At 35.4% G+C, this 26,165-nt stretch carries 22 protein-coding genes; 4 read left to right on the forward strand and 18 right to left on the reverse strand.

Annotation, left to right across the window (positions count from 1 at the left end):
- Both ACO5GE_RS00665 and ACO5GE_RS00670 read left to right on the forward strand, forming a co-directional pair.
- A complete protein-coding gene (locus ACO5GE_RS00665) occupies positions 1–729 on the forward strand; it encodes an ATP-binding cassette domain-containing protein (protein ID WP_484828991.1) in 729 nt (242 codons plus the stop codon).
- Between the two features lie 6 nt (positions 730–735).
- Positions 736–873 carry a hypothetical protein gene (locus ACO5GE_RS00670; protein WP_484828992.1) on the forward strand — a complete coding sequence of 46 codons (138 nt, stop codon included), beginning with the start codon at positions 736–738 and terminating at the stop codon, positions 871–873.
- A 175-nt stretch (positions 874–1,048) separates the two neighbouring features.
- On the opposite strand, the gene ACO5GE_RS00675 is transcribed toward ACO5GE_RS00670, so the two are convergent.
- From ACO5GE_RS00675 to glpX, 4 genes are all read right to left on the reverse strand, one after another.
- On the reverse strand, positions 1,049–2,041 hold the full coding sequence (locus tag ACO5GE_RS00675) for an ATP-binding protein (RefSeq protein WP_484828993.1): 993 nt from the start codon (positions 2,039–2,041) through the stop codon (positions 1,049–1,051).
- A 43-nt stretch (positions 2,042–2,084) separates the two neighbouring features.
- Positions 2,085–3,332: a DnaD domain protein gene (locus ACO5GE_RS00680; protein ID WP_484828994.1), complete on the reverse strand. Its 1,248-nt coding sequence runs from the start codon at positions 3,330–3,332 to the stop codon at positions 2,085–2,087.
- A 794-nt stretch (positions 3,333–4,126) separates the two neighbouring features.
- Entirely contained in the window at positions 4,127–5,359 is a 1,233-nt protein-coding gene (arcA, locus tag ACO5GE_RS00685; RefSeq protein WP_484829040.1) for an arginine deiminase, read from the reverse strand.
- A 373-nt stretch (positions 5,360–5,732) separates the two neighbouring features.
- Positions 5,733–6,716 (reverse strand): class II fructose-bisphosphatase, encoded by a 984-nt coding sequence (gene glpX / locus ACO5GE_RS00690; RefSeq protein WP_484828995.1) that lies wholly within the window; start codon positions 6,714–6,716, stop codon positions 5,733–5,735.
- Between the two features lie 192 nt (positions 6,717–6,908).
- Between glpX and gpmA the strand changes: the two genes are divergently transcribed.
- Positions 6,909–7,661 carry a 2,3-diphosphoglycerate-dependent phosphoglycerate mutase gene (gpmA, locus tag ACO5GE_RS00695; protein WP_484828996.1) on the forward strand — a complete coding sequence of 251 codons (753 nt, stop codon included), beginning with the start codon at positions 6,909–6,911 and terminating at the stop codon, positions 7,659–7,661.
- 203 nt (positions 7,662–7,864) lie between these two features.
- Here gpmA and ACO5GE_RS00700 read toward each other — a convergent pair whose 3' ends face one another.
- The 10 genes from ACO5GE_RS00700 to ACO5GE_RS00745 form a co-directional block, all read right to left on the reverse strand.
- Entirely contained in the window at positions 7,865–9,781 is a 1,917-nt protein-coding gene (locus ACO5GE_RS00700) for an S-layer homology domain-containing protein (RefSeq protein WP_484828997.1), read from the reverse strand.
- Positions 9,782–10,158: 377 nt separating this feature from the next.
- Entirely contained in the window at positions 10,159–11,373 is a 1,215-nt protein-coding gene (locus tag ACO5GE_RS00705; RefSeq protein ID WP_484828998.1) for an acetylornithine/succinylornithine family transaminase, read from the reverse strand.
- A 110-nt stretch (positions 11,374–11,483) separates the two neighbouring features.
- Positions 11,484–12,365: an acetylglutamate kinase gene (argB, locus tag ACO5GE_RS00710; RefSeq protein ID WP_484828999.1), complete on the reverse strand. Its 882-nt coding sequence runs from the start codon at positions 12,363–12,365 to the stop codon at positions 11,484–11,486.
- Between the two features lie 20 nt (positions 12,366–12,385).
- Entirely contained in the window at positions 12,386–13,612 is a 1,227-nt protein-coding gene (gene argJ / locus ACO5GE_RS00715) for a bifunctional glutamate N-acetyltransferase/amino-acid acetyltransferase ArgJ (protein ID WP_484829000.1), read from the reverse strand.
- A 65-nt stretch (positions 13,613–13,677) separates the two neighbouring features.
- Complete coding sequence (gene argC / locus ACO5GE_RS00720) at positions 13,678–14,727, reverse strand: N-acetyl-gamma-glutamyl-phosphate reductase (protein ID WP_484829001.1); 1,050 nt, start codon at positions 14,725–14,727, stop codon at positions 13,678–13,680.
- 253 nt (positions 14,728–14,980) lie between these two features.
- Positions 14,981–15,850: a copper amine oxidase N-terminal domain-containing protein gene (locus ACO5GE_RS00725; protein WP_484829002.1), complete on the reverse strand. Its 870-nt coding sequence runs from the start codon at positions 15,848–15,850 to the stop codon at positions 14,981–14,983.
- Between the two features lie 12 nt (positions 15,851–15,862).
- Positions 15,863–16,993, reverse strand: coding sequence for a TolC family protein (locus tag ACO5GE_RS00730; protein ID WP_484829003.1), 1,131 nt, complete (start codon positions 16,991–16,993; stop codon positions 15,863–15,865).
- A gap of 299 nt (positions 16,994–17,292) precedes the next feature.
- On the reverse strand, positions 17,293–18,519 hold the full coding sequence (locus ACO5GE_RS00735; protein ID WP_484829004.1) for an ABC transporter permease: 1,227 nt from the start codon (positions 18,517–18,519) through the stop codon (positions 17,293–17,295).
- A gap of 1 nt (position 18,520) precedes the next feature.
- Positions 18,521–19,273 (reverse strand): ABC transporter ATP-binding protein, encoded by a 753-nt coding sequence (locus tag ACO5GE_RS00740; protein WP_484829005.1) that lies wholly within the window; start codon positions 19,271–19,273, stop codon positions 18,521–18,523.
- Positions 19,227–20,624 (reverse strand): efflux RND transporter periplasmic adaptor subunit, encoded by a 1,398-nt coding sequence (locus ACO5GE_RS00745; protein WP_484829006.1) that lies wholly within the window; start codon positions 20,622–20,624, stop codon positions 19,227–19,229. Before ACO5GE_RS00745 ends, ACO5GE_RS00740 begins: the two co-directional genes overlap by 47 nt.
- 591 nt (positions 20,625–21,215) lie before the next feature.
- On the opposite strand from ACO5GE_RS00745, the gene ACO5GE_RS00750 reads away from it, so the two are divergent.
- On the forward strand, positions 21,216–22,760 hold the full coding sequence (locus ACO5GE_RS00750; RefSeq protein ID WP_484829007.1) for a ClC family H(+)/Cl(-) exchange transporter: 1,545 nt from the start codon (positions 21,216–21,218) through the stop codon (positions 22,758–22,760).
- Positions 22,761–22,929: 169 nt separating this feature from the next.
- Here the strand turns inward: ACO5GE_RS00750 and ACO5GE_RS00755 are convergent, their stop codons facing one another.
- The 4 genes from ACO5GE_RS00755 to ACO5GE_RS00770 form a co-directional block, all read right to left on the reverse strand.
- Entirely contained in the window at positions 22,930–23,301 is a 372-nt protein-coding gene (locus tag ACO5GE_RS00755) for a nitrous oxide-stimulated promoter family protein (RefSeq protein ID WP_484829008.1), read from the reverse strand.
- 142 nt (positions 23,302–23,443) lie between these two features.
- A complete protein-coding gene (locus ACO5GE_RS00760; protein ID WP_484829009.1) occupies positions 23,444–24,298 on the reverse strand; it encodes a CbrC family protein in 855 nt (284 codons plus the stop codon).
- A 717-nt stretch (positions 24,299–25,015) separates the two neighbouring features.
- Entirely contained in the window at positions 25,016–25,504 is a 489-nt protein-coding gene (locus tag ACO5GE_RS00765) for a low molecular weight protein-tyrosine-phosphatase (RefSeq protein WP_484829010.1), read from the reverse strand.
- Positions 25,505–25,830: 326 nt separating this feature from the next.
- Positions 25,831–26,043, reverse strand: coding sequence for a hypothetical protein (locus ACO5GE_RS00770; RefSeq protein WP_484829011.1), 213 nt, complete (start codon positions 26,041–26,043; stop codon positions 25,831–25,833).
- Positions 26,044–26,165 lie beyond the last annotated feature (122 nt).

A 26,165-nucleotide genomic window follows, 5' to 3' on the forward strand; every position in this document is an offset into this window, starting at 1 on the left:
ATGAGTAAAATAATAGAATACAAGAATATTGGAAAAACGTACAACGGGAAATGGATTATTCGAAATTTTAACCTTAGTATAGAAGAAGGTGATTTCATCTGTATCGTAGGTACTTCAGGTTCAGGAAAAACCACTCTCCTAAAAATGATTAATGGATTGATAAAACCTGATGAAGGGGATGTGATGATTTTAGATAAAAACATTCTAAATGAGGACATTATCTCACTTCGACGAAAAATCGGCTATGCCATTCAAGGAAATGGACTGTTTCCTCACATGACAGTTTCGGAAAATATAGGGTATGTTCCACGACTCGAAAAGAAAGAAGAAAAGAGAATTGATGAGATTATCGATAAAATGCTAAATCTTGTCGGTTTACCTTTGGACATAAAAGAAAAGTATCCTGACGAGTTATCCGGCGGTCAGCAACAACGTGTCGGTATTGCAAGAGCATACGCCAATTCGCCTATGATTCTCTTAATGGACGAGCCGTTTGGTGCAGTAGATTCGATCACAAGGTACCAACTTCAAAAAGATTTGAAAGAAATCCATAATCTGACGAATTGTACGATTATCTTTATTACACACGATATCTATGAAGCATTTAAGTTGGGAACTCATATACTGGTAATGGATGAAGGCAAAACACAACAATTTGGAACAACAGAAGAAGTATGGAACCATCCGAGCAATGATTTTGTAAAAAAGTTAATCGATATGACGAGGTGATAACACATGATGAAAGCAGTGGTAGTTTACAAATCAGCTGGAATAGAACAGTTAGTATTTCAGGAAGTGCCCACGCTACAAATGAAAAAAGGTTGGTCGCCGGTAAAAGTGAAAGGATTTGGAAAGGTTGTCTGTCTTGTATGATAAAAATAACGATGAAACAATTTCACAAGAGCAAAGACTGAAAAAAGAAATACAATGATTATCAAAAATGATGCCATCCAAGCTAACCGTCAAACTCAGATACATTCGCTGTCATTTCAAATCATAAAAAAGAAGGAATATTGTCTCAAAACACATATCCCTTCTTTTTTTATTTTTAAGAAAAACTTACTTTTCTTCTTAAATTTTCTCCAATAAATTCATACAAATCAAAATACATCAGCAAACGCGAGTAAATTCTTTCCCCATAAATATCTCTCAGTTCCAACGGATTTTTATTCGTTGAAATAATCATCTGCTTCCCTTTCTCCATACGGCTGTTGATAATATGAAATAACTCAGATTGCACAAATTGATTTGCAATTTCACTCCCTAAATCATCAATAATCAACAAATCGGATTCATATATCATCTCTCTAGTAATCGGACGATATCGCCTAATATATTCATCTCTACGAAAAACATAACACTCCAAACAGTCTATCAATTCTCGAATGCTGAAATATATCACTGTTTTTTCCAACTGCATCGCCTCTTTTGCTACACAGGAAGAAAGATAGCTTTTTCCAAGTCCTATTTGCCCAAAAAACAATGCACTTTTTTCTCCCTCTTTGATATGTTTTGCAAAATACTGCATGGACTTTTTGATTGACAAAATATTTTGGCGTTGTGTCACTACCTCTCCACTAAGCAAAGGATACAATCTCTCATCATCAAATATCTTTTCATCAAATTGATCAAAACTTTCCTGTTCCAATCTCTTTTTCATATTGGAATTTTCATAAATCTCTTTGATAGTAAACTCTTTCAGACAACTACAAGGGATATATCTTCCTTCCAAATCTTCACGATATCCTGTATCTTGACACTTTAGACAAAAGTATTGCACCTCAAAATCTTCTTTTGAAAGTCCATTTTCTCGTAAATACCGTTCTCTTTTTTTTCTATAGCAATCCAATTCCTGTTCCATTGTAGCTACATCGGTATGCAACAACTTCGCTCGCCCGATATCAATATGGTATTGGGAAATCAAACGATCTATTTCTTCCAAAACAGGATGGTTCTGATAAATATCTTTGATTTTTTCCTCAGAATATCGTTTTGCTTCCTCACGCCTTCTCTCATAAATATACTGTGTCTTACGATCCATCTAATCCCTCCTTTTCCGTCTTTCCCATGCAATTTCATCTTTCCTATCTCAATTTCTTCCCTTTTTTTTGATAAAACAATTTCATCTCTTGTTCCAGTTCTTCTTCTCTTATCTCATCTTTTGTCTTTCTTTTTTCTGTCAACAAGTTCTGAATTTCTTCTTTTTGAATAGATTGTGTCTGCTGATTCACAATTGGTTTTTTAGAATCATCCAATTCAGGATTCTTCATCAAACGATACAGATTAACAATACTTTTTTCCATATTTAATTTTTTGATATACTCCATCGTCATCAATATTTCTTCCATACTGAAGTGTTCATACAAAAATCGAAGTTGTTCCTGTTCTTCCGATGTCAGATTTTTTCTCTCCAAACCGAAACCTTCCAGTATATTCAAACGGAATAAAGTGGGATCTTTCTGTTCCCTGTTCTTTTCTTTTTGTAGATTCAAATCCAATGTTTTCTCATGCCAATTTCTCAAGATTCCGTCAATGTATTTCATATTTGGGGATTTGATACCGATAGACTTGGCAAATGCTTCTTCAATCACTTCCATACTGAACTTATAATCATCCAACCACTTATCCATCAGCTCTTCTTCTGCTTTGGTCGGCATACGATATTCACCAAGGAACGAAAGAATCTTCTTATATAATCCGTAGCGATCTCCTTTTGCCAACAAAAACTGTTCCAAATCTTCTACAGTACGAACACCCTCCGTATACCAAATACGAAGAATGGACAATACCTTTTGTACAGAATAAAATCCTTTTTTTTGAACACCAAAACGAAATGCTTCCACTACCAAATCTTTTGGTAGATTGTATGCTGTTATCATCTCATTGACAGCTCTTCTGTGATGACTCATTACAAGACTTCCCAAAATAGATTCAATTTTATCATACATCTTTTGATACTCTTCATTTTGACTAATCATCAAGTTTTTTTCCAATGATGCAGTTGTCTTATCTCTAGAGGTATACATCCTCTTCAAGTTCTTGAATTCTACCGAGAAATCCCAAACTTCCGCTCCTTGAGGACGATGTTTTTCAATCAACTTACACAATTCAAAAAAATCCCACGCCTCCAAAACCTCATCTATAGATATTCCCAATTTATCTGCAAGTAACTGATTGTTCCATGTATAGGAAGTATCTTTTTGGCAAAGATAGTATGCATACAAATAAATACGCAAATATTTCGGCTCCATAATTGGTAGCAATTGCTCAAAAAAAGTGTTTGGTATCAATGTATCCAACAACTCTTCATTGACTTCTTCTTTAAAAAACATCGTCTTCCCTCTATTCTATCACTATAATTTATCATTTTTCCAACAAGATTCTCGATTGCAATTAGCTAATCATCATGATTTCAAAGTTCCATTCATCCTTCCATTTCTGTTCCAATCAAACAATACGATATCCCATTTTAGGAGAAAGAGATTAGAATAAAAACTCTATTCAATCATTTCATCCGTTTCTAAAAAAATAAGATTTTCAAAACTTGAAAAAAGCATGGAAACCATCTCTAAAAGGATTCATAAATCGTATTTACAAATTTGATAAGATAAAGATTACAAGAAAGAACATCATCCAATCATTTCATCCATTTCTAAAAAAATTAAGATTTTTAAAACTTGAAAAAAAGCATGGAAACCATCTCTAAAAAGATTCATAAATCGTATTTACAAATTTGATAAGATAAAGATTACAAGAAAGAACATCATCCAATCATTTCATCCATTTCTAAAAAAATTAAAATTTTTAAAACTTGAAAAAATGCATGGAAACCATCTCTAAAAGGATTCATAAATCGAAGTGATAACACATTTCAAGCGTACAATTTTGAAAGATTGAATGTGTTCTATTTTTCTATTTTTTATTGTTCTATTATTTTATCGTGTACCAGTTCACCAGTTTTTCGTATGAACATATTTTCTATTCTTTCCTATCACAAAAAGTTCTTATATCATATTTTATCACATCTGACATTTTTCATCAAAACATACGAAAAAAATACAAAAACAGAGCCGACTCTATTTTTGAAAGTCGGCTCTGCACTTAAGAATCATATCTGATTTGATTGTTAAATATCTTCTCTCCACAATGGCATAGACATACATCTTGGGCCACCACGACCTCTGGACAATTCGCTGGATGGCATGATATGAAGTTTAATTCCTGCTTCTTGTAACAATTTATTTGTTACATGATTTCTTGCATACACTACAACTTCTCCAGGTGCAATCGCCAAAGTATTCGCTCCGTCGTTCCACTGTTCTCTTGCTCCTGCAATTGGATTTCCTCCACCACAACGCAATAAAGTAACTTTTTCAAGTCCCAATGCTTCAGCAAGCACTTGTTCTAATTCTTTGCTTTCTTTTTCTATTTTAATTGTTCCGTTATCTCCCTTTGTTAAGGAATATACGGTAAGAGGTCCTTCAATTTCCGGATGGATTGTGAATTTATCATAATCTACCATCGTAAACACAGTATCTAAATGCATGAATGCTCTTTTGTTTGGGATATGCAATGCAAGGATTTTTTTGAAGCTTTCGTTTGTATCAAAAACTTTCTTCGCTAATTTTTCGATTGATGCGGCATCTGTTCTTTCGGAAATTCCAATTGCAAGCACATCTTTCGATAAAATAAGCTCATCTCCTCCTTCAATGGCTGTCTTTTCTGTTCTATCATACCATCTTGGTATCTCTTGGTCTTTGAATCTTGGGTGATATAAGAAAATATATTTTGCAAAAATGGTTTCTCGGTTTCTTGTGACAGTTCTCATGTGGTTCAAAGAAATCCCGCCTCCGATAGTAGCGAATGGATCTCTTGTAAAATATAGGTTAGGCATAGGATCAATCACAAATGGATAATCAGAATCTACCATATCGCTCAATGTTGTTTTTTCAAATGCAGGTAATTCAGCTTTTTCGATTCCTTCCATCATTTTGATGACCATATTCAAGTTGGTGTCGATTCCCAAAAGCATCTCTTTTACCAATGCTTTAGTTTTTTCTCCCTCAACGTTTGCCTCTTCAATGAATTCATCGACAAATTGATGCTTCAATTCATCCGTTGTCAATGATTCTGCAGCTAATTCTTCTAAATACAACACTTCCACTCCATTGTCTCTTAATATCTGAGCAAATGCATCGTGTTCCTGTTGTGCAATTTCCAAGAACGGAATATCATCAAACAATAATCTCTCCAACAAATCCGGAGTAACGTTTTCAATCTCCCTTCCCGGTCTATGTAGCAACACCGTCTTCAATCTACCAATTTCAGAATAAACTTGTAAATTACGCCTGTTTGTCATCACAACCACAATCCTTTCTCTTATATAATTTTTATTCAAGAGCCTACAGAAAACAATTTCCGTAAACAAAGACCCCTCACCTTCATTATAATATAAAAGCAATTTTTGAAAAGACTTTTTTGATAATTCTATATAAAAAAAGAAAACCGGCTTTCGCTGATTTTCTTTTCTATCTTGATGATACGATATCACTCTACCTGAAATGGAAATGAATTGTAGATGAACTTGTTGTTTCATAACTACAAAATTCAAATATTCGTTAAACATATCTGTATGTTATGCTATTATATAAAAACTCATCTAATCATATTGTTTCTCTCTGAAAAATGATGATTCAAACAATATCCAACCCACATTCCAACTCACAGGAATCTTATAGATTGAATTGTTTTAAGAATTCTTTTTGATCTAGATTATGCATTGCTTCTATAAAACGAATAGTACCTGTACTGGATCTCATTACAACAGAATGTGTTTTTACTCTTCTGTTTGATAAGAATGTGATTCCACTTAACAAATCTCCGTCTGTAATTGCCGTTGCAGCAAATAAAATATCTTTTCCCGAAACAAGATCATCCAATTTTAATAATCTTCCAATCTCTTCATCTGTTTTGAATCCCATTTGATGACAACGTTCGATTTCTTCCGGACTCATCGGACGAAGTCTTCCTTGCATATCTCCACCAAGTGTTCTAACTGCTGCCGCTGTGATAACACCTTCAGGTGCTCCTCCTGCTCCAAGCAAAATATCTACTCCCGTATCAGGAAAACAAGTTGCGATTCCTGCCGCAACATCACCTTCGTTGAATATCTTGATTCTAACGCCTGTTTCTCTTGCTTCTTTAATGATTGCCGCATGACGTGGACGATCCAAAATAGTCAATGTCAAATCGGAAAGCTGTTTGTCATTTGCAGTAGCAACTCTTTTCAAATTTTCATGAACCGGTGCATCCAAGTCGATTACACCTTTCGCTTTTGGACCTACAATAATCTTATCCATGTATGTATCCGGAGCCTTTAACATTTTTCCATGTTCTGTCATCGCAATAACCGAAATTGCATTTGGAAGACCTTTTGCAATCAGATTCGTTCCATCAATCGGATCTACGGCAATATCAACCATTGGTCCATATCCACTTCCTACGCGTTCTCCAATATAAAGCATAGGAGCCTCGTCCAATTCTCCTTCTCCGATTACAATTTCGCCACGAATATCTACACTTTCAAAACAAACACGCATTCCTTCAACTGCTGCACCGTCAGCTGCATTTTTGTCTCCACGTCCCATATAATTTGCTGATGCTAATGCCGCTGTTTCTGTAATTCTTACTAATTCTAAGGCAATATTTCTGTCCATGTCAACCTCCATTTATTCTATACTATTCTTCTAAATTTCATTATATAGTATGTCAAAATAAATGTCAAAGATTTTCATAAAATACAAAAACTTCTCTTTTTTGATTTCATTCTACCCTATTTTGTAGTATGATAGATGATGTATATATAATACTTACAACTTACATATTATGAGAAGGGAGACTTTGAAATAATGGGTTATAAATTGGTTTTAGTAAGACATGGTGAAAGTGAATGGAATAAATTAAATCTTTTTACCGGTTGGATGGATGTGGATTTGTCTGAGACAGGTCATCAAGAGGCAAGTAAAGCAGGACAACTCTTAAAAGCAGAAGGATTCCGTTTTGATGTATGTTACACTTCCTATCTAAAACGTGCTATTCATACAGCAAATCACATTTTGCAAGAGTTAGATTTAGAATGGATTCCGGTGTACAAATCTTGGAAATTAAACGAACGTCACTATGGAAAATTACAAGGTTTAAACAAGGCGGAAACAACCGAAAAATATGGAAAAGAAAAGGTTCTTGAATGGAGAAGGTCCTATGACATCAGACCTCCTTACCTTACAGAAGAAGATGAAAAAAATCCAGCAAATCAAGATCCTTACAAAAATGTAAATAAAGAAGAACTACCTTTGGCAGAATGTCTGAAAGACTGCGTTGCTCGTGTAATTCCATACTATGAAGAAACTGTCAAAAAAGATATGTTGGATGGAAAACAGGTAATTGTCGTTGCTCATGGTAATTCTCTTCGTTCTCTTGTGAAATATTTGGATGATGTATCTGATGAAGAAATTGTGGGAATCAATATTCCAACGGGAATTCCCCTTGTGTACGAATTAGATGATGATTTCAAACCGATTAAGCATTACTACCTTGGTGATCCTGCAGAAGTAGAAGCAAAAATGAATGCAGTCAAAAATCAAGCAAACGCTAAAAAATAAAAATATGATACAAATTAAACAACCACCGACATTGTCGGTGGTTTTCTTTATTATACAACACTCTCTAACATCAGACCAACTTTAGGAGGAGTCGGGTTATAGGGCCAATATCATTACTCATCCTATAATACAAACCCCCTAATGTTGAAAAAATTCGACATTAGGGGGTTAAACTTATCTTTTTATTATCTTACTGCCTGTTTTTAATTGTCAAAATAAATAATACGACTTGCTTCAAAACCATTGGAATGATAACTTCCGTTTGCACGAATTTCATATCCTTCAAAGATATTATTCAAACTTCTTGGACTGTTGTTGTAAGAATTTCTAATCTCTGTTTTTGGACCGATGATTACCTTAGCTTCTCTACTTCCGGTATCCACTACCAAAATATCTTCTCTAAAATCTACGGAGATTACTTTTCCTTGAACACTTTGAGTTGCATATTCTCTTTCTGTAGACAACTCTACAATATATCCGTTTTCTGCTTTCACATCAACTTCATAACCCAGTTTCACATTATCTAAACTGCGAAGACGATTTTCAACATAGATTTTTGTTCTGTTGTTTGCTTGCAAGGTATATACATGTTTATCTCTATCTTCTACAATAATTTCAGATTCCCCTCTTGTTCGTAGGCTCACACCTACTACAACTGCTCCTCGTAAGCTGATTTTAGATTCTTCTACTTCAATAGAGGTTGCCGTGTATCCTTCTGCTTTTACAGATATTTTTTCACCAACATAGAGTCTTTCTAAAGAATCTAATCGATTGGAACCACGATAGATTTTTGTAGATGAAGTAACATCATATTTTACAATACCATCTCTTGGTGTTGTAATTGTAATACTATCTCTATCAATATTTTTAATGACACCGAAAGTTTCAGTCGTTTTTATCGATGTTGTAGCAATTGCTTGAATAACATCATTTCCGATAGATACTACTGTAACAGACTGTCCGGCTTGCAGTTTATTTGCTCTTTCCTCTTTACCGTTAATCAATATTTTACTGTTATTCGTAATATCAAATGTTCTTGTTTCACCTGTTGATTCAACTTCCAGTTTATCATCTACATAAGATTTCACTGTTCCTACAAATTGTACCGCTCCTACATTTGGAGCATTTTGTGGATTTGGTATATTTGGTGTTCCTCCAGTTGTCACATCAAGTTCTAATACTTTGTTTCCACTTGCTTTCAATATTGCTTTAGCATCTCTTTTTACATCAGTAACAGTGGCTGTAGCACCATCTATCGTAACTTTGATTTGATCTACTGTATTGGTAAATACTTTAGATGTACCTTGTGCATCCACCCAGTTAATTGTAACGTTGTTTCCATTTACATAAACTGTTCCAACTTTTCCGGTATAAGATGTTTCAGATACTGTAGGTTTATTTACATTTGGTGCAGGCGTTGGAGTAGGTTTAGTAGGTGTAGCCGGTACCGGTTGTTTCCCTTTTCCTTTTGGAGACATCGGATAACTCTTAGAAAGCATTACAGCAGCTTCTGCACGAGTCAATTTCTTCTTAGGATTAAATTCTCCTGTTGGAGCAATAATACCTTTTCTACCTAATACTTCAATATATGGTAGCGCCTTTGCATCAATATTTTTTGCATCAGTATATTTTACGGATGGTGTTTTCGCAAATTCTTGATGTAAAGACAGCGCATTTACTAACAACATAGAAAATTCTTGACGGAATGACAAACTTTGTACGGATTTTCCTTTTGTTTCATTCATAAAGTATGGAATACTTTTTTCAGGGAAAAGTTTTTTCTCTACCCCGAATACAATATATTTTTCAGCCCAAGTTGGAATCTTGCTTTTTGTCATGGTTGCTTTATACTTCGCTTTGTTTTTTGCATACACATCATTGATTTCCGATTCTTGGAACAAGTTACAAATCATAATAATACTTTCAATTTTTGTTACCGGCTGTGATGGTCTAAAGGTATTGTCGTCATATCCTTTGACGATTCCTTTTGATACTACATCATCAACGTATTTTTGACTCCAATGATTGTTCAAATCTTTAAAATTTGCAGCATAAGATGTTACGGTCGTACACATCATCATGGAACCTAACAACAATGCTCCTATTCTTTTCTTATTCATAGGAATATCCCCCTTTTCTTATTCAATCATTCAATAGTTTCATTATACTGTAAGTTTGTGTTATTTCTAAAACAAGTATATTACAATATGATTTCATCTTAGATTATGGATAATTGAAGTTCTTTTTCGTTACTACATAATCCGTTCAAAAAGTTTGTTTGAATAAATCGACTTTTTATATTATATCATAATTCTTAGATATTTCTATCATTATTTTGATAGATAATCCATTTATGTAATAAAACAAGGCGTCATCTATACCATTAGATGACGCCTTGTCTTTTTTAGCTTTATATATTTTAGATCAAAACCATAGTAAACTATAATTTTATTAAAGGTAGGTTTTTGTTTATAGTTAATAATGAATCATGAAATTCTTAGAATCCTTGTTCTGTCATTACTTCGTCTAAGATTTTTAATGCTTCGTCCAAAGTTTCTTTTGGAATGTTCAATGCAGGAACAAATCTCAATACGTTTCCAGCTGTACAGTTTAAAATCAAGCCTTTTTCAAAGCATGGGTTTGTGAACACGTGTGCATCAGGAACATCTACTACTGCTCCAACGATTAAACCTTTACCACGAACTTCTTTGATTACCGGGTGTTTTTTAGCTAGTTTTCTTAATTCGTCTTGCAAATATGCTCCCATTTCTTGAGCTCTTTCAGGCAATTTGTTTTCGATGATTGCTGTTAATGCAGCTGCTGCTGTATTTGTAGCGATTGGGTTACCACCGTATGTTGTTCCGTGGTTTCCTGGTTGAAGAACGTCAGCAAATTTTCCTCTTGCAGCAAATGCTCCGATTGGAATACCGTTTCCTAACGCTTTTGCCAATGTAATAACATCAGGAACTACTCCGTATCCTTGGTATGCAAATAGATGTCCTGTTCTTCCGCATCCTGATTGTACTTCGTCAAAGATCAATACGATGTCTTTTTCGTCACAAAGTGCACGTAATTCTTGAAGGAATTCTTTTGTTGCAGGGATAACTCCACCTTCACCTTGAACAGGTTCTAAGATAATACCTGCTGTGTTTGCATCAATAACGTTTTTAACGCTTTGGATATCATTCATAATTGCATATCCAAATCCTGCTGGCAATGGATCGAATCCTGCGTGAGATTTATCTTGTCCTGTTGCTGTAAGTGTAGCTAATGTTCTTCCGTGGAAAGATTGTCTCAAACTTACGATTGTGTATTTTTCAGGATGTCCTTGCATTTTTTGGTATTTACGAGCTAATTTCATTGCTCCTTCGTTTACTTCAGCTCCACTGTTTCCGAAGAATACTTTGTCAAAATCACTGTTTTCAACGATGATTTTAGCAAGACGAACACCCGGTTCGATGAAGAAGTAGTTCGCACATTGTGTTAATGTTTTAGCTGCTTCAACTGTAGCTTCCATAACAGATGGATAGCAGTGTCCCAATGCGTTAACAGCAACACCTTGCAATAAGTCAATGTATTTTTTGCCGTCAGCATCCCAAATATAGCTTCCTTCTCCTCTAACCATTCCTACTGGATATTGTCCGTATGTGTCCATTAAATATTTTTTTCCAGCTTCAGCAATGGCTGCATTTGATGTGAATTTTTCGTTCATTGTAAATCCTCCTTTTTTCCATTTCAATCAATCATTTATAAAAAGTTGTATCCGGCAGTCCTATAAACAGAACTGCCGATACAATGATACCCAAAATTGAATTTGGATTACTACCACTTAATTCCAACGCTTTCGCATTCTGTTCCTACAACTGTTCCGTATCCGTCTTTTACGAATGCTTCGAACAATACGCTATGTTGTTGTCTTCCGTCCATAATATGAACACTTCTAACACCTTTTTCAATAGCGCTTACACAAGAGTCAACTTTTGGAATCATTCCTCCTGCGATAGTTCCTTTTTCTTTCAAAGGTGCTACATCTTTTACGTTCAAGTAATTGATAACATCTTTGATTTTGATATCGTTGCAAAGTCCTTCGATATCTGTAAGGATGATTAGTTTTTCTGCTTTCAATGCAGCAGCAAGTTCTCCGGCTGCTGTATCTCCATTGATGTTATAAGAGTTTCCTTGTCCGTCAGAACCGATTGGTGAAACAATTGGAATAAATCCTTTGTCAATCAACGCTTCTACAGCTGCAGGGTTTACAGACACAACATCTCCAACAAATCCGTAATCTACATCAGATTGTCTTTTTTCACAGTGGTAGATTCCGGCACTTACACCTGAAACTCCAACTGCTTGACCACCTGCTGCAGTTACTTTTTGTACTAATTCTCCATTTACTTTTCCGGCTAATACCATTTCAACTACTTCAATAACATCTTTGCTTGTTACACGAAGTCCATTGATAAATTCACTTTGAATTTGCAATTTTTCAAGTAATTCATTGATTGCAGGTCCACCACCGTGAGAAATAACCGGTTTCATTCCTAATGCTTGCATTAAAACAACATCTTCTAATACAGCACGTTTAACTTCTTCATTAATCATTGCGTTTCCGCCAAATTTTACTACTACAACTTTACCTTGATATTGTTTAATATAAGGCATAGCCTCCATTAAAACGGCGATTTTTTCTTGTACGTTTGCCATAATTTCCTCCCGAATAGTGATTAGCTACGGTAATCTCCATTGATTTTTACATAATCGTATGTTAAGTCGCAACCAAATGCTGTTGCATTATGATCTCCATCATGGAAGTCAAGATATACTGTGATATCTTTTTCGTTCAATACTTTAGCTGCTGTATCTTCGTCAAAAGAAAGTCCAGCACCAGCTTGCATTACTGTAATTTCTCCTGCATTACTTGCTAATTTAACGTCAATTTTATCTGTTGCGAATTCAGCTCCTGAATAACCTGCAGCAGAAATTACACGTCCCCAGTTAGCGTCTTTTCCGAAGATAGCGCATTTGAACAAGCTTGATCCTGCTACAGCACGAGCTACTAATCTTGCATCGTGTTCTGTTGGAAGATTTTGTGCTTCTACTACTACTAAGTGAGAAGCTCCTTCACCGTCAGCAGCAATCTTTTTAGCCATTTCCATGTTTACATATTCAACTGCTTCATAGAATTTTTTCTTGTCTTCTTCTGATTTTACTTCAACACCTGATTGTCCGTTAGCCATAACTACGAAGCTATCGTTTGTACTTGTGTCTCCGTCAACTGTTAACATATTGTAGCTCTTGTCTACTGCTCTTGTTAACATATCTTGTAAATCTGCTTGAGCGATAACAGCATCTGTTGTTAAATATCCCAACATTGTTGCCATGTTTGGATGAATCATTCCAGATCCTTTTGCCATAGCTCCGATTGTAACTGTTCCACCGGATAATTCCAATTCAAAAGAAATTTCTTTTGGAACTGTATCTGTTGTCATGATTGCTTGTTCAGCAATGTGTCCGTTGTCTTTACTCAATGTTGGAACAATCGCTTTTACTCCTTCTAACATTCTTTCTAATGGAAGGTGTACTCCGATAACTCCTGTAGAGCATACAAATACTTCTTCAGATTTAAGATTCAATTCTTTAGCAGCGCATTCAGCTAAAGCTTTTACATCTTCTAAACCTTTTTTTCCTGTTGCAGCGTTAGCGTTTCCACTGTTTACAACAACTGCACGAATTTTTCCATTTTTTAATACTTCTCTACAGTAAAGTACCGGTGGAGCAGCGAATTTATTTGTTGTAAATACACCTGCTGCTACAGCATCTACTTCTGAGAATAAAATAGCCATATCTAGTTTACCGGAATTATTTCCTTTAACATCACATGCTTTTGCACCAGCTTGGAAACCTTTTGGTGCTGTGATTCCTCCATCGACAAAACGATATGTATTATTCATACATATTCCTCCTTCAATATACAATTTTTAATCAACTGTTATTTCTTAATCCAAATTCCTATTTCTTATGGGAATGTTGGAGCAAGTTTTAATCCTGTTGTTTCTTCTAATCCGAAGATAATGTTCATATTTTGGATAGCTTGTCCTGCAGCACCTTTACCGATGTTATCGATTACAGAGCAGATGATGATTCTTTGTGTTCTTGGTTCATAAGCTGCTGCAAGGTGGCAGTGGTTAGTAGCTACTGTCCATTTTGTATTTGGCCAATCTCCTGCTTTGTGAGGGAATACAAATGGTTCATCTTTATAGTATTTCAAGTATAGTTCATAAATTTCATCATTTGTCATAGGTCTTTTCAAGTTTCCGTAAATTGTAACATGAATTCCTCTTGGCATTGGAGCTAAGTGAGGTGTAAAGATAATTTTAGATGGTTCTCCACCAATCATTTCGATACTTTGTTCGATTTCTGGAGTATGTCTGTGTCCTGCAACTCCGTAAGCTTTGAAGTTTCCATCTTGCACCATGTGAAGTTTAGCAAAGTCAGGTCTTCTTCCTGCTCCTGTTGTTCCACTGATTGCTTCAACGATGATAGTATCTTTTTCGATTAAGTTATTATGAACAAATGGATACAATCCTAATGCAGATGCAGTTGGGTAACATCCAGGGTTAGAAATCAAGCTCTTTCCTTTAATTTGATCTCTCCAAATCTCCGGAATAGAGTATACAGCATCTCTACACATTTGTGGATAATCACATTTTACATTGTACCATTGTTCCCAAACTTTAGAGTCTCTGAAACGAATATCAGCTCCGAAGTCAATTACTTTTACGCCTTTTGCTAAAGCTTTTTCAGCAATTGGGAATACTTTTCCAGGATCTACTGCTAAGAAAAGTACATCTGTTCCGTTCAAAATTGTTTCTACATCTTCGTCGCTATCTGATAATAATACTGTATCATAGTATCCTTGTAATGCAGGGTGTACTTCTGTGATGTGTAATCCTGAAGAGAATCCGTCCGCCACATAAGCTAATTCTGTTTCAGGGTGATTTATCATCAATCTTAACATTTCACCGCCGGCATTACTTGCCGCACCAATCATTGAAAATCTAATCATTTTTTGTTGCCTCCCTTTAATTTGTTAAACAATTCTTAAAAATTTGTGCATGATTCATCTTTATATCCATTTTACATACCACTATTATAATAAGCATTTTTCGCTTTAATTTCAAGGGGATTTATAGGGAATTTCATAAAAAAATCTTGTGTTTGTTGGAAACACAAGATTTTTTAAAAAAGAATTTTTCTAAATTTTTTCAAAAAACAGTTTTTTATGATATCTTTATGGATTCATCTCCTTCTTTCGTTTGTTATTTCAACGCAGAGCTGTATTGTTCCTCAGAAATGGATGTGATGGCAACTGCAGAACCGTTGGAAGATTTCAGCATATAGTAGGTACGATTACCGTTGATTTTTTCAATCGAAAATACACCATTCAAAATATCTGATGAAAAGGTAATTTGACTTCCCTTTACCTGATACTTTCCGGAAACAGGTTTTTTTGAGGATAAATTTATGATTTCAAGAGTTCCGTTACTTTGTAATTTTGCAACAAATTTCATTTTACTTAGATTTTGCATTGCAAAAGCACCTTTTAACTCGTTTGCAAACTGTCCCGTTTGTTCTGTTGGACTGTCCTGAGGTTTCACATTTGGTATTGGTTGTGGTGTCGGTTTGACGGGTTTCGGTTGATTTTTATTGGAAGAAGCGTTATTCAAACTGTCCATTTCTTTGTTTCCAACAGACAAGTAATACTCATCAGACATTATTTTTACTGTCTTTGTATTTGCTTGCCATCCGACATGATATCCCAATTTTTCAGAGACAAAAGAGAGCGGTATCAATGTGCTGGAATTCAAGATAACGGGTGGAACTTCGACTGTCTGAGGTTCTCCGTTGACAAAACATACATTGTTTCCGATTGACAAAATAATTGTGGTATCTCCCTTTACTCCTGTGACTGTCTTGGTTTCTTTATCCCATTGTATCATGTCAGCACCAAGTTCTTCAAATACTGCACGAAACGGTACCATGGTACGATTTTTCATAATGATTGCACCTGCTCCGTTTTTCATCGGTTTCCCGTCAATTTGAATACTGACTTTCTTTTCTGCAAATGATAATGATGTTGTTCCCACCATAATAACCAAAGCCAATCCAATACTTATGATTTTTTTCATAACACATTCCTCCTACCTCTTATCATATAGTTTTTCATAACCATCGATACTCTGATACATTGAAATCACAGCATCTAAATATTCCTTTTCTTTCGTATAATACTCTTTTTCAAAGTACAAGAAATCACTCTTGCTTATTTTGCCCAATTTTCTCTTTAACTGTAAATTGGAGTAAGCTTTTTTCTCCTGTTCCAACTCTTGTTGTTTGGTTGATAAGTCTGTGAACTGTTGAATATTTCCCAAGTAAGTCTTCTTCAATTGCAAAACGAGCTTATCTTCTGCGTCTTGATAGTTTTCTTCCTTCTCAACAAGATTGATTTTTTCGCGAATTTTGTCTTTTTCATCTTCGGTTTTCCAACTGTCTTTCAGTTGTTCCTGTGCTTTTCTCTTCTTTTCAAGCTCTTCTTTTTGATCTTTTAACTGTTTTAACTCTGACAATTCTTTGGATGTTAAATGAAAAGGAACTGCAATGGAGTTTTTTCCCTCTCCCACTCGTCGAACAACTTCTGCTTGATTTAACTCATATCTCCAAGAAGACGGATACCCCAACAATCGATTCAAGTCTTCATATCGTTGTTGTAATAGCAATTCTTCTTTCTTTAACTGTAATTGGTATTCCCTTAAAAGCGACTGTTCCTTTTGTAAGTCTACCTTTGTTTTTTTACCTAACTGATAAGAACGCTTTTGTCCTTCCAATCGTACTCTCTGATACTCTACCTGATTTTTAGCAAGAAACACTTTGTTTTGTTGTTGCAACAACTGTAAAAAAGAGTTGGTTGCCATTTTTTCATTTCTATCCTTCATTTCATTTAACAATTCTAAAAAATCTTTATTTGCATTGACAGGATCGTACGAAACATCCTCATTATAAAAATACTTTACAACCTCGTTTCCTTCCTCATCTGTCATTACATATCTCTTCCCATATCTGTCCTGATAGTCGTTTATCATTCTTTTCAGTTCCTCTTCTTTATAATTGTAATGTTCCTGTCCGAAAATATATTTTCTTGACTGTTCTCTTACTGTTATGATGGACATTTGTGTAGGCTTTCCAATTTTCCCTGAAACATTTTGACCAAATATCGGTTGTACCAAACTTAACGATAATAACAACGAGCATCCTAATGCTGTTATTTTCTTCATTTTCTCTCCTCCTTACCTTTGGGAATAGAATCATTCTATAACTATTATCCTTTATCATTTCATTTCTAAACATCTTGGTTTTCATCTATCAAACGGTTTCAAACTCTTGTCTTTTTTCTTTCTTATTTATTCAGTATAACAAACTATCGTTTCAACTTGATTACAAATTGGTATCATTTTCCAAAAATTTTTTAAATACTTTCCCAATCATCCACACATAATGCAAAAGACAAGTTGAACAATTGAAGCGTTCTCTCTTGTTCTCCTTGTCTTCTCTAAAGTTGCTCAAAACAATCCTGCTATTCATATCTCAATGCTTCAATCGGATCCAATTTTGCAGCTCTTTTTGCAGGATACAGTCCAAAGAACATTCCGACAAGTGATGAAAAGATAACAGCTCCAATAATGACCGGAATGTTAATTTTTAGATCCACTTTTGCTAAAATTGCTCCCAACTTTCCGATTCCAAGTCCTAAAACAATTCCAATCAGCCCGCCAATCAATGACAAGATACTGGACTCAATCAGAAATTGAAATAGGATATTTTTTGTCTTAGCACCTAATGCTTTTCTGATACCGATTTCTCTAGTTCGCTCTGTGACGGACACGAGCATAATGTTCATAATCCCGATTCCTCCGACAATCAGAGAGATGGATGCAATGACTCCGATTCCAAGTGATATCAAACCCAATATTCCGTTGATTTGGGAAGCTTGTTTTTCTACAGATTCCTGACGATAAGAATCTTTCGGTACTCCCTTCGTTGCAACCAAAAAGTTCTCTACTTCTTTCGCAAGTTCCTCCTGTGAAATTGACATATCTTTACGGTGATAAAAACCGATATACCCCATCCCCTCCGACTCTACATCAAACAGAGTATATGGAACATAACAAGTTATTTTATTCTTATCAGAAATCCCAATCTGTTGAGCAAATGCCGAAACTGTTTCTTCCACCACTCCTACTACGGTAAGTTCTTTTACGCTGTCACCGAAATCAATTTCCAATTTTTGACCGATAACATCCACTCCGCCTGCAACTTCCTGAGCCAATTTCTTGTCAATGACAATGACATTATTTTCTTGTTCGACATCCTCTTCCGTAATCATCCTACCTGATACTATGGTAATATTGGATCTCTGTTCCAATAATCCTCCTCTTGCTCCTGTCAGAGCAATCGTATATTTTTTATTCCCAAATTCTCGTTCTATTTCCTTATTGGCATTCCCGGGAACCATATATACAATCTTATCACCAAATTTCTCTTCCACTGCCCGAAAATCATCCATTGTGAAGAATTCATTATCTCCATGTTCTTGTTTATCCCAACTCAGCGCAATATAAATCTGATTTGTTCCGATGTTGTCTATCTCTTTACCCATAATTGACTTGATACTATCTCCGATAGCTGTAATTCCGATAACGGAGCTAATCCCAATCACGATACCGAGCATTGTCAAAAAAGAACGCATCCGATTTACACGAACTGCGGATAATGCTAACAAAAAACTTTCTTTAATAAGCATCTTACTCCTCCTTTGTCCTTCGGTTATCTACATCTTCTACCACCTGTCCGTCTCTGAACGTGATAATTCGATTTGTAAATGCTGCAATTTCCGGTTCGTGTGTAACGACAATAACGGTGTTTCCTTCTCTATTCAACTGTGTAAAGATATCCATAATTTCAACTGAAGATTTACTGTCCAACGCTCCCGTCGGTTCATCAGCAAAGATAATTGACGGTCTGTTTGCCAAAGCTCTTGCAATCGCAACCCTTTGTTTTTGTCCACCGGATAATTCATTCGGCATGTGTGCATATCTATCTGCCAATCCCACTTTTCCAAGTAATTCCATAGCTCTTTCCTCACGCAAAGATGACTTTATTTTTGCATATACCATAGGCAGCTCAACATTTTTTAGCGCACTGGTACGTGATATTAAGTTAAAGGATTGAAAGACAAAACCGATGTTTAAATTTCGTATTTCAGACAGCTCATCATCTGTCTTATCTTTGACATCAATTCCTTCCAGGTAATAGTTTCCGGAAGAAGGTCTATCCAAACATCCAAGAATATTCATTAAAGTCGATTTACCGGATCCGGAAGTTCCCATAATTGCGACAAAATCTCCTTTACAAATCTCCAAGTTGATTCCTCGAAGCGCATGAACTTCAACTTCTCCGTTGCGATATACTTTCGTCAAATTTTCTACCTTAATTACAACTTTTTTGTCATTATTCGGCAATTGTTTCACCTTCTTTAGTTTCTTGGGAAGATACATCTGTGGATTGTTGGTCTTCTCTTACTTTACTTCCTTCTTGCAAAACTTCTTCTCCACTACTCAAAACAACTTTGTCGCCTTCTTTCAGATCATCTGATAGAATCTCCGTATAGAATACATCTTGTAAATTGATTTGCACAGGCACCTTCTTTATCGTATTATCTTCCGACACTTTGTACACATAGTGATTATTGCCTTCCAAATCTGCATGAACAGCTTCTGACGGAACGGCTTTCGTTCCTTTTTTACTTGCGATGATAATTTTTGACTTTGCCGTCACTCCCGGAATCAAAACATCGCTCTTTTCTGTAATCTTGATTGTAAGTGGAATAACTTTTTTCGTACCGGTCGCATCTTTATCTTCTCCTGACGGTGCAATACTCTCAACTACTCCGGACAAAGTTTTCTTTCCAAGAATATTGGAAGATATGATAACCTGTTGTCCAAGTTTTATCTTTCCAATCTGTTGTTCACCCACACGAACTTTTACATTCAGATTTACCAAATCTTCAATGACAAACATTGCAGCTTTGTTTTCCGTATCGGCTGCATATCTTCCCAATCTGGCATTTACTCTGGTAACAGTTCCGTTAATTGGACTTTTAATCAGCGTTTTTTCAATATCTTTTTGTTTCAAAGCAATCGTATTTCTATCTAAGCTGATACTTTTCTTTTGTGATTCAGTAGGAACAACCTTTCCGTTTACTGCATCAAAACCGTTTACTGCAATCACTGCCTTTTCGTATGTTTGTTTCGCTAAAATAAATTCATCTTCCGAAATTGCGCCGGCCTCCAACAAACTTTTGTTTTGATCCAAAACACGTTTTGCGTCATTCATAGTACTTACTGCATTGTCATAGTTTGTTTGTTGTTGACGTACGGTTTCATCCGTTGTAAGTTTAGACAACTCCAATTTTTGTTGTGCTAAAGAAATTTCATTTTGGATGTCTGTACTGTCAAGAACTGCCAAAACTTGTCCTTTTGTGACATAATCTCCTTCTTTTACATTGATTTGAAGGATTTTATTGTTCAAAACGGAAGTTACCTCAGCCGTCTCCGAACCGGAAACAGGCCCTTCCACCAACAATGTTTCTTCAATATCCCTTGTTGTCACATTCCCCATCTTGACAGGAATATCTGCAGCTTGTTTTGTCCCTAATAAACTCTTGGCACCCAATGCGCCTACCAAAACAAGCAACGCAAGAATGATATATCTCTTCTTCACTCTATTTTTCCACGATTTCTTTTGTTTGAATTTTGTTTCAGGTGTTGCAGGTCCATCGGTTGTAGTAATCAAGTCTTTACTTTGTTCCATATGTTTCAAATCTCCTCTCAATCTGATACAATCCATCTTTATTGATACATCCTTTATAAAAATTAAACTGTATTCTATTTTTAATACAATTATACATTAATAAATCGTAATCTCTGTTACAAAAATATTACAAATTAGTAATATTTTTTCAAAAATTTTTCTATTTTTATCCTTCCGGAGTTTACATTTTTTTCTTAATTGTTTAAACTGGGTAGGAATGTTTCCTTTTTTACATCTCTATTGAAGGAAATAGACCACATTGTCAAGAATCATCAACAAATGGAGAAACTATTGTCTGATACGAAAAAACTCAATAGAGCTGTCGTGTGTTCGATTAGGAAATTATTCATATCATCACTGAACTAAACGAAATCGGTATTCATTCCATGAATAGCAATTTCCTTGGTGATATTGAATAGGTACGAATCTCATCGTATCCGCTCAATTTTAACAAATGCTTGACAAAAAATATGACGAAAACAATACACTGTTGCAACTCCGTCTGATGTTCCATAATGAGTTGTTAATTATTTTTTGCAATTTGTACTCAGTATATATTCCCACACAATAAAAATAAAAACATTTATAGAATTTTTTCATATTACAATAACTAAGGATGTGATTTTTGTGTCTACCAAAACACAAACTGCTTTGCATAATTACAAAACACTCAAGAGAAGAATTGTCATCGATGGATTTTTGGTCGGATTGGGAGCAGGATTCTTTTCAGTTCTGTATCGCTTGATGTTGTCGGAACTGGATACTGTCAGAAAAACGCTTTTTTCTACCTACTCTACTGAACATATTCTATTTTTGGTTGTTGCTTTTTCGCTATTTGCTTGTATCGTCGGATGGTTGATTCGATGGTGTCCTCTCAGTAGCGGAAGTGGTATTCCTCAAATTCAAGGAGAATTGCTCGGCATTCTAAAAATGAATCCGGTTGCTATCTTAATTTCCAAATTTATCGGTGGAGGACTTGGAAACCTTGCCGGACTGTCACTTGGACGAGAAGGCCCTTCTATTCAAATCGGAGGAGCTGTTGGAAAATTACTATCCAAATTTTTGAAAAGAGATATTAACGAAGAACGGTTTATGATTTCTGCCGGCGCAAGTGCAGGACTTGCCGCAGCATTCAATGCACCTATTTCAGGAACCATTTTTGCATTGGAAGAAATGCACAAAAATTTCTCGCCACTCATTTTGATTCCCTGTTTGATCGCCTCTGTTGTTGCAGACTATGTATCCAAAAATGTGTTCGGCCTGAAGTCCTCTTTTTACTTCATCTCTATTCCGATGGCTCTTCCGCTGTTCCACTACTGGCACATTGTAGGAATTGGAATATTTTCAGGATTGGTAGGTGTTTTGTTTAACAAAGTACTGTTGCTTGGTCAAGATTTTCATAATATCTTACCGATTCCAAAACCATATCGACCTATCATTGCATTCCTGGTATCCATCACATTGGGATTTGCTTGTTACGATGTATTGGGTGGAGGACATGCCTTAGTTGAAAAAATTACCGGTTCAACATTCACTTTGAGTATGCTCATTACCTTGTTGATTCTCAAATTACTGTTCACTTCATTAAGTTACGGAAGCTCTACACAAGGTGGTATCTTTTTGCCGGTGTTGGTACTCGGTGCGCTAAGCGGTGTCATCTATGCCACATTCTGTCAACAAGTCCACTTGCTTGATGCTATCTATATCCATAACTTCATCGTGCTGGGAATGGCAGGGATCTTAACAGCAGTCGTTCGTTCTCCAATTCTGTCAATTATGCTCGTTACGGAAATGTCCGGAAGCTTTTCTCATATGTTAAGTTTCTGTTTGGTTGCAATCATCTCTTACCTCGTAGCAGAATTTTTGAATTCCAAACCGATTTATGAATCTCTATTGGAACGACTTCTTGCAAACAGAATTGATTCCGATACAGAAGAAGACGAAACGGATAAAGTTGTAACCACTTTATCCATCACCTCAAATATGAGTATATGTAACAAAGCGTTAAGAGAAGATTTATTTCCAAAAAACGTTCTGATTGTCTCTATCAAACGAGGTGTAAAAGAATTCATTCCAAACGGAAATACCGTTATTCTACCGGGAGATATTCTCATCATTCTATGCTACAAATCAGAATTAGCCGAAGTCAAGCAGATGACATTAACACTATAACAACCTTGTACCAAAAACAAGACTTTCCCAATCTGACACAGTCATAAATAATATCCCCTGTGAAACTAAAGTTTGAACAACTCTATTTTAACAGGGGATACTTTTTTATCTTATATTTAGTCTTTATCAACATCGCTCTTCTTGTCGATTCTAACATCTATGATTTCTTCTATCTTCTTTTTAATTTTTCAGCTGAACTTGTAATGATATGCCAAATACAAGTAACCGGATGAACCAACATCATTCTCGGTCCACTGAATTTCATAACATCCCGTATCTTCTCTCTCATCTTGGGTGAATAACAGTGAACCTTGCAATTACTACAAAATGTTTTGCTTTCCATAAACGGACATCGTGTTGTTCTAGCAATGGAATAATCCATCAACTCTTGACATTCATCGCACAGTATCCCATTATGATATAGATTTTTATGTTTTCGTTTGCAATATAATTGAATCATCTCAGAGACCATGTCAATTTCCTTCTGCCTCTTCTTATCTATCTTATGTTCTTCCTTGTTTTCTGTTATGATACCTTTCATTTACCGCACCATCTCTCCTCCCGAAAAATATAATTACCCTATTTCTTACTCTAACTTCCACCATTTCTTGTCCAAAAAGAATAAAATTTCTCTCGTTTTGTGGTACAAACTGACAAATCGATTCTGTCATGTAAGGAATCATCTAATCCGCATCTACCCAAAGTCGATATTTCCCACAATGAAGACATTGAAATAAGTATCCACAAATAGAACCGTCTTTGACAAGATATTCTTCCACATCTTCAAAAATATCATCGTGCATATAATACTCTTCAAACACTTCGTCTGCAATATCCATCGCTTTTAATTCACGCGTTCCAACCGTCCCCAAATATGCACAGTAGTCATCACAACAGAAAAGCCAATGTTCTCCTTGCCAACTTAAATACCCCGGTGTGCGTAAAAAAAGCTCATCATCTTTTTCAGTATCTCGTTCTCCTTCCCACTCTGCAGCTTGAACAAATGTAGCGTCAAATTTTTTTGCAGCCTCCCCGTTTGCAATACAAGTCGGACAAAGATATTCTACATTATCCACATAATATGGCATGGAAGAAAAATAAACAGTATTTTTGTTGCCACAACAAGGACAGTCTTTTTCCTCTCCCTCTTCAAATGCACCTGTTTCCAGCGGATCGGGATGATATCTAAAATGAGGTAAGTGTCTAAGGAGCTCTTTTCTTTCAGCTTTTTCCATTTCCGTCAAAGGTCGCGGTAAAGCAAACCGATCTCCACGATTTGTGCTCAACTCTTGTAATGTTGCAAATTTTTTAATCTGTTTTCTGTCACTCTTATCAAAAATAGTCGAAAAAACTCGAAACGCACTCTCCATCATTCCAAGCTGATAATAGACATCAGCCAAGACTTCCTTCGCATCTCTCTCTTCAATTCCAAAAAGTCTGTCGGCAAATTGATATAAGGCTGATACACTTGCCTTATCCCCATCATGAAGTTTGAAATTTTGTTTTAACACTATCAATTCTTTCAAGTATGGATTCACTTCATCACCTTATTCCTTATCATTAGATTTATCTATGATAATCCCTCTAAAACAGAACAACTTTTCTTTTTTACTATTATTACACAAAACACTCTTCAAATAAACAGTAACAATACGACATTTATGTCCTGTAAGATGATGAACGAGCCAATCATATAAAAAAAGTTTGAAACAAACAACTGTTTTCAAACATGGATTCGGGTTCATCAACCCATTTCATATATCAAAAAACAAATGACTTCCTCTTTGAATATTATGACTCAAATCGCTCTTCCAATCAACAGTAACACTCTACATCCATCTTTTATAAAATAATGTCTTGTCTTAGTGCACAAGAACTTGATTGATATCTTTTTAGACTGCAAAGTAGATATTCTCACAATCTCTATCTTCTCAAAAATATTAAGACTAAAAATTACTGAATTATATATAAAAAATTGCAAAATAGACATATTGTTCAGACATTCATTCCATCGTTTATCCCTCTATCAAAATCAAGTACCCATATCTTGTTGCTCATATCCTTCATCTAAACGAAATCAATTATAATTTTATTGTATTCGATAGTGAATCCTCTTACAATACAAAGTTTTGACTGATAACTTTTTGGATTGTAAGACGATATTCTTACAATCTCTATCTTATCAAGAACTCTGAAACTAAAAATTATACTCACTCTTTTTAAGACAATCTTGTCACATAAATCTACAAACTTACTTACTTTTCATTTTTTGTAGAACTTTTATCCGATAACTGTTCCAACAAAGCTTTACATCCACGTTCAATTTCATGATATGCTGTATCAAAGTCATTGCTGTACCAAGGATCAGAGATACTTTTTTCCTCTCCCGCATACTCTAATAACAGATGTATCTTTTTTTCGTTATCCTTGCCGAACAGACGCAACATATTCTGAATATTGCGCTCATCCATCCCAATTAACAAGTCATAGTTTGAATAGTCGTCTTTGGTAATTTGACGTGCCCGCTTGCCGTCACATTCCACACCGTGCTCCTTTAACTTTCTCTTCGCAGGAGGATAGACAGGATTTCCAATTCCGTTCCAAATTTCTTCCGAACTTGTCGCAGCAGATTCTACTATGAATTGATTATCTATTCCCGCATCACTAATCATTTTTTTGAATAGAAACTCTGCCATGGGCGAACGACAAATATTGCCATGGCAGACGAAAAGTATTTTTATCATAGGTATTTTCTCCTTTTTTGATGAAATGGCTCTTTAAATTTTTCCTCTGTTATCTTGCTTGATGAATACTTACACATAGTTTGTATTCAAACTACTATATAACGATATACTCAGCTTGTCTGAATCATAAATTTTACATTTTTGTTTTCATCCTCTTCTCTCTTACAATTATTCCCTTTTCAGACATCCTACTCCATTTCACGATTTTCTATTTCCTTTAAGCTACGACCGGTTTCATCCTTAAAAATCTCAAACATCCATTGTTATTCATAATTAAAATTAGTATATAGAATATCAATGGGTAACAATATCCAATGCGAACTTTCCTATCTCCTCTTCATCAAATCTGTTGTCGCCCATTCATACCCACAGTCTTTACAATGACGGTCTATCTCTCCACCTGCCTCACTTGTTGATACCAAACAACCACCAAGGATGAGATTTCCTTTTTTTTCCTCCTCACCATGAGTTACAGAAGGCCATGTATATATAATAGGAATCGTATTTTTCGAGTTACATTTAGGACATATCTTCACCATTTCAAACTCCTCCATCAAAAGTATCATGTTCTATTTCTTACTTCTTCCATTTGCTACATTTCCAATTTATCACACCTCCATACTGTTTAGAGCAGTTATTCTTAATTTTTCTGTTCTAAACA

The sequence above is a fragment of the Filifactor sp. genome (genome assembly GCF_057248345.1).

Excerpts from the sequence above, each read along its gene's own strand:
- ACO5GE_RS00665 (WP_484828991.1), top strand. The coding sequence starts at position 1 with ATGAGTAAAATAATAGAATACAAGAATATTGGAAAAACGTACAACGGG.
- ACO5GE_RS00670 (WP_484828992.1), top strand. The coding sequence starts at position 736 with ATGATGAAAGCAGTGGTAGTTTACAAATCAGCTGGAATAGAACAGTTA.
- ACO5GE_RS00675 (WP_484828993.1), bottom strand. The coding sequence starts at position 2,041 with ATGGATCGTAAGACACAGTATATTTATGAGAGAAGGCGTGAGGAAGCA.
- ACO5GE_RS00680 (WP_484828994.1), bottom strand. The coding sequence starts at position 3,332 with ATGTTTTTTAAAGAAGAAGTCAATGAAGAGTTGTTGGATACATTGATA.
- arcA (WP_484829040.1), bottom strand. The coding sequence starts at position 5,359 with ATGACAAACAGGCGTAATTTACAAGTTTATTCTGAAATTGGTAGATTG.
- glpX (WP_484828995.1), bottom strand. The coding sequence starts at position 6,716 with ATGGACAGAAATATTGCCTTAGAATTAGTAAGAATTACAGAAACAGCG.
- gpmA (WP_484828996.1), top strand. The coding sequence starts at position 6,909 with ATGGGTTATAAATTGGTTTTAGTAAGACATGGTGAAAGTGAATGGAAT.
- ACO5GE_RS00700 (WP_484828997.1), bottom strand. The coding sequence starts at position 9,781 with ATGAATAAGAAAAGAATAGGAGCATTGTTGTTAGGTTCCATGATGATG.
- ACO5GE_RS00705 (WP_484828998.1), bottom strand. The coding sequence starts at position 11,373 with ATGAACGAAAAATTCACATCAAATGCAGCCATTGCTGAAGCTGGAAAA.
- argB (WP_484828999.1), bottom strand. The coding sequence starts at position 12,365 with ATGGCAAACGTACAAGAAAAAATCGCCGTTTTAATGGAGGCTATGCCT.
- argJ (WP_484829000.1), bottom strand. The coding sequence starts at position 13,612 with ATGAATAATACATATCGTTTTGTCGATGGAGGAATCACAGCACCAAAA.
- argC (WP_484829001.1), bottom strand. The coding sequence starts at position 14,727 with ATGATTAGATTTTCAATGATTGGTGCGGCAAGTAATGCCGGCGGTGAA.
- ACO5GE_RS00725 (WP_484829002.1), bottom strand. The coding sequence starts at position 15,850 with ATGAAAAAAATCATAAGTATTGGATTGGCTTTGGTTATTATGGTGGGA.
- ACO5GE_RS00730 (WP_484829003.1), bottom strand. The coding sequence starts at position 16,993 with ATGAAGAAAATAACAGCATTAGGATGCTCGTTGTTATTATCGTTAAGT.
- ACO5GE_RS00735 (WP_484829004.1), bottom strand. The coding sequence starts at position 18,519 with ATGCTTATTAAAGAAAGTTTTTTGTTAGCATTATCCGCAGTTCGTGTA.
- ACO5GE_RS00740 (WP_484829005.1), bottom strand. The coding sequence starts at position 19,273 with ATGTATCTTCCCAAGAAACTAAAGAAGGTGAAACAATTGCCGAATAAT.
- ACO5GE_RS00745 (WP_484829006.1), bottom strand. The coding sequence starts at position 20,624 with ATGGATTGTATCAGATTGAGAGGAGATTTGAAACATATGGAACAAAGT.
- ACO5GE_RS00755 (WP_484829008.1), bottom strand. The coding sequence starts at position 23,301 with ATGAAAGGTATCATAACAGAAAACAAGGAAGAACATAAGATAGATAAG.
- ACO5GE_RS00765 (WP_484829010.1), bottom strand. The coding sequence starts at position 25,504 with ATGATAAAAATACTTTTCGTCTGCCATGGCAATATTTGTCGTTCGCCC.
- ACO5GE_RS00770 (WP_484829011.1), bottom strand. The coding sequence starts at position 26,043 with ATGGTGAAGATATGTCCTAAATGTAACTCGAAAAATACGATTCCTATT.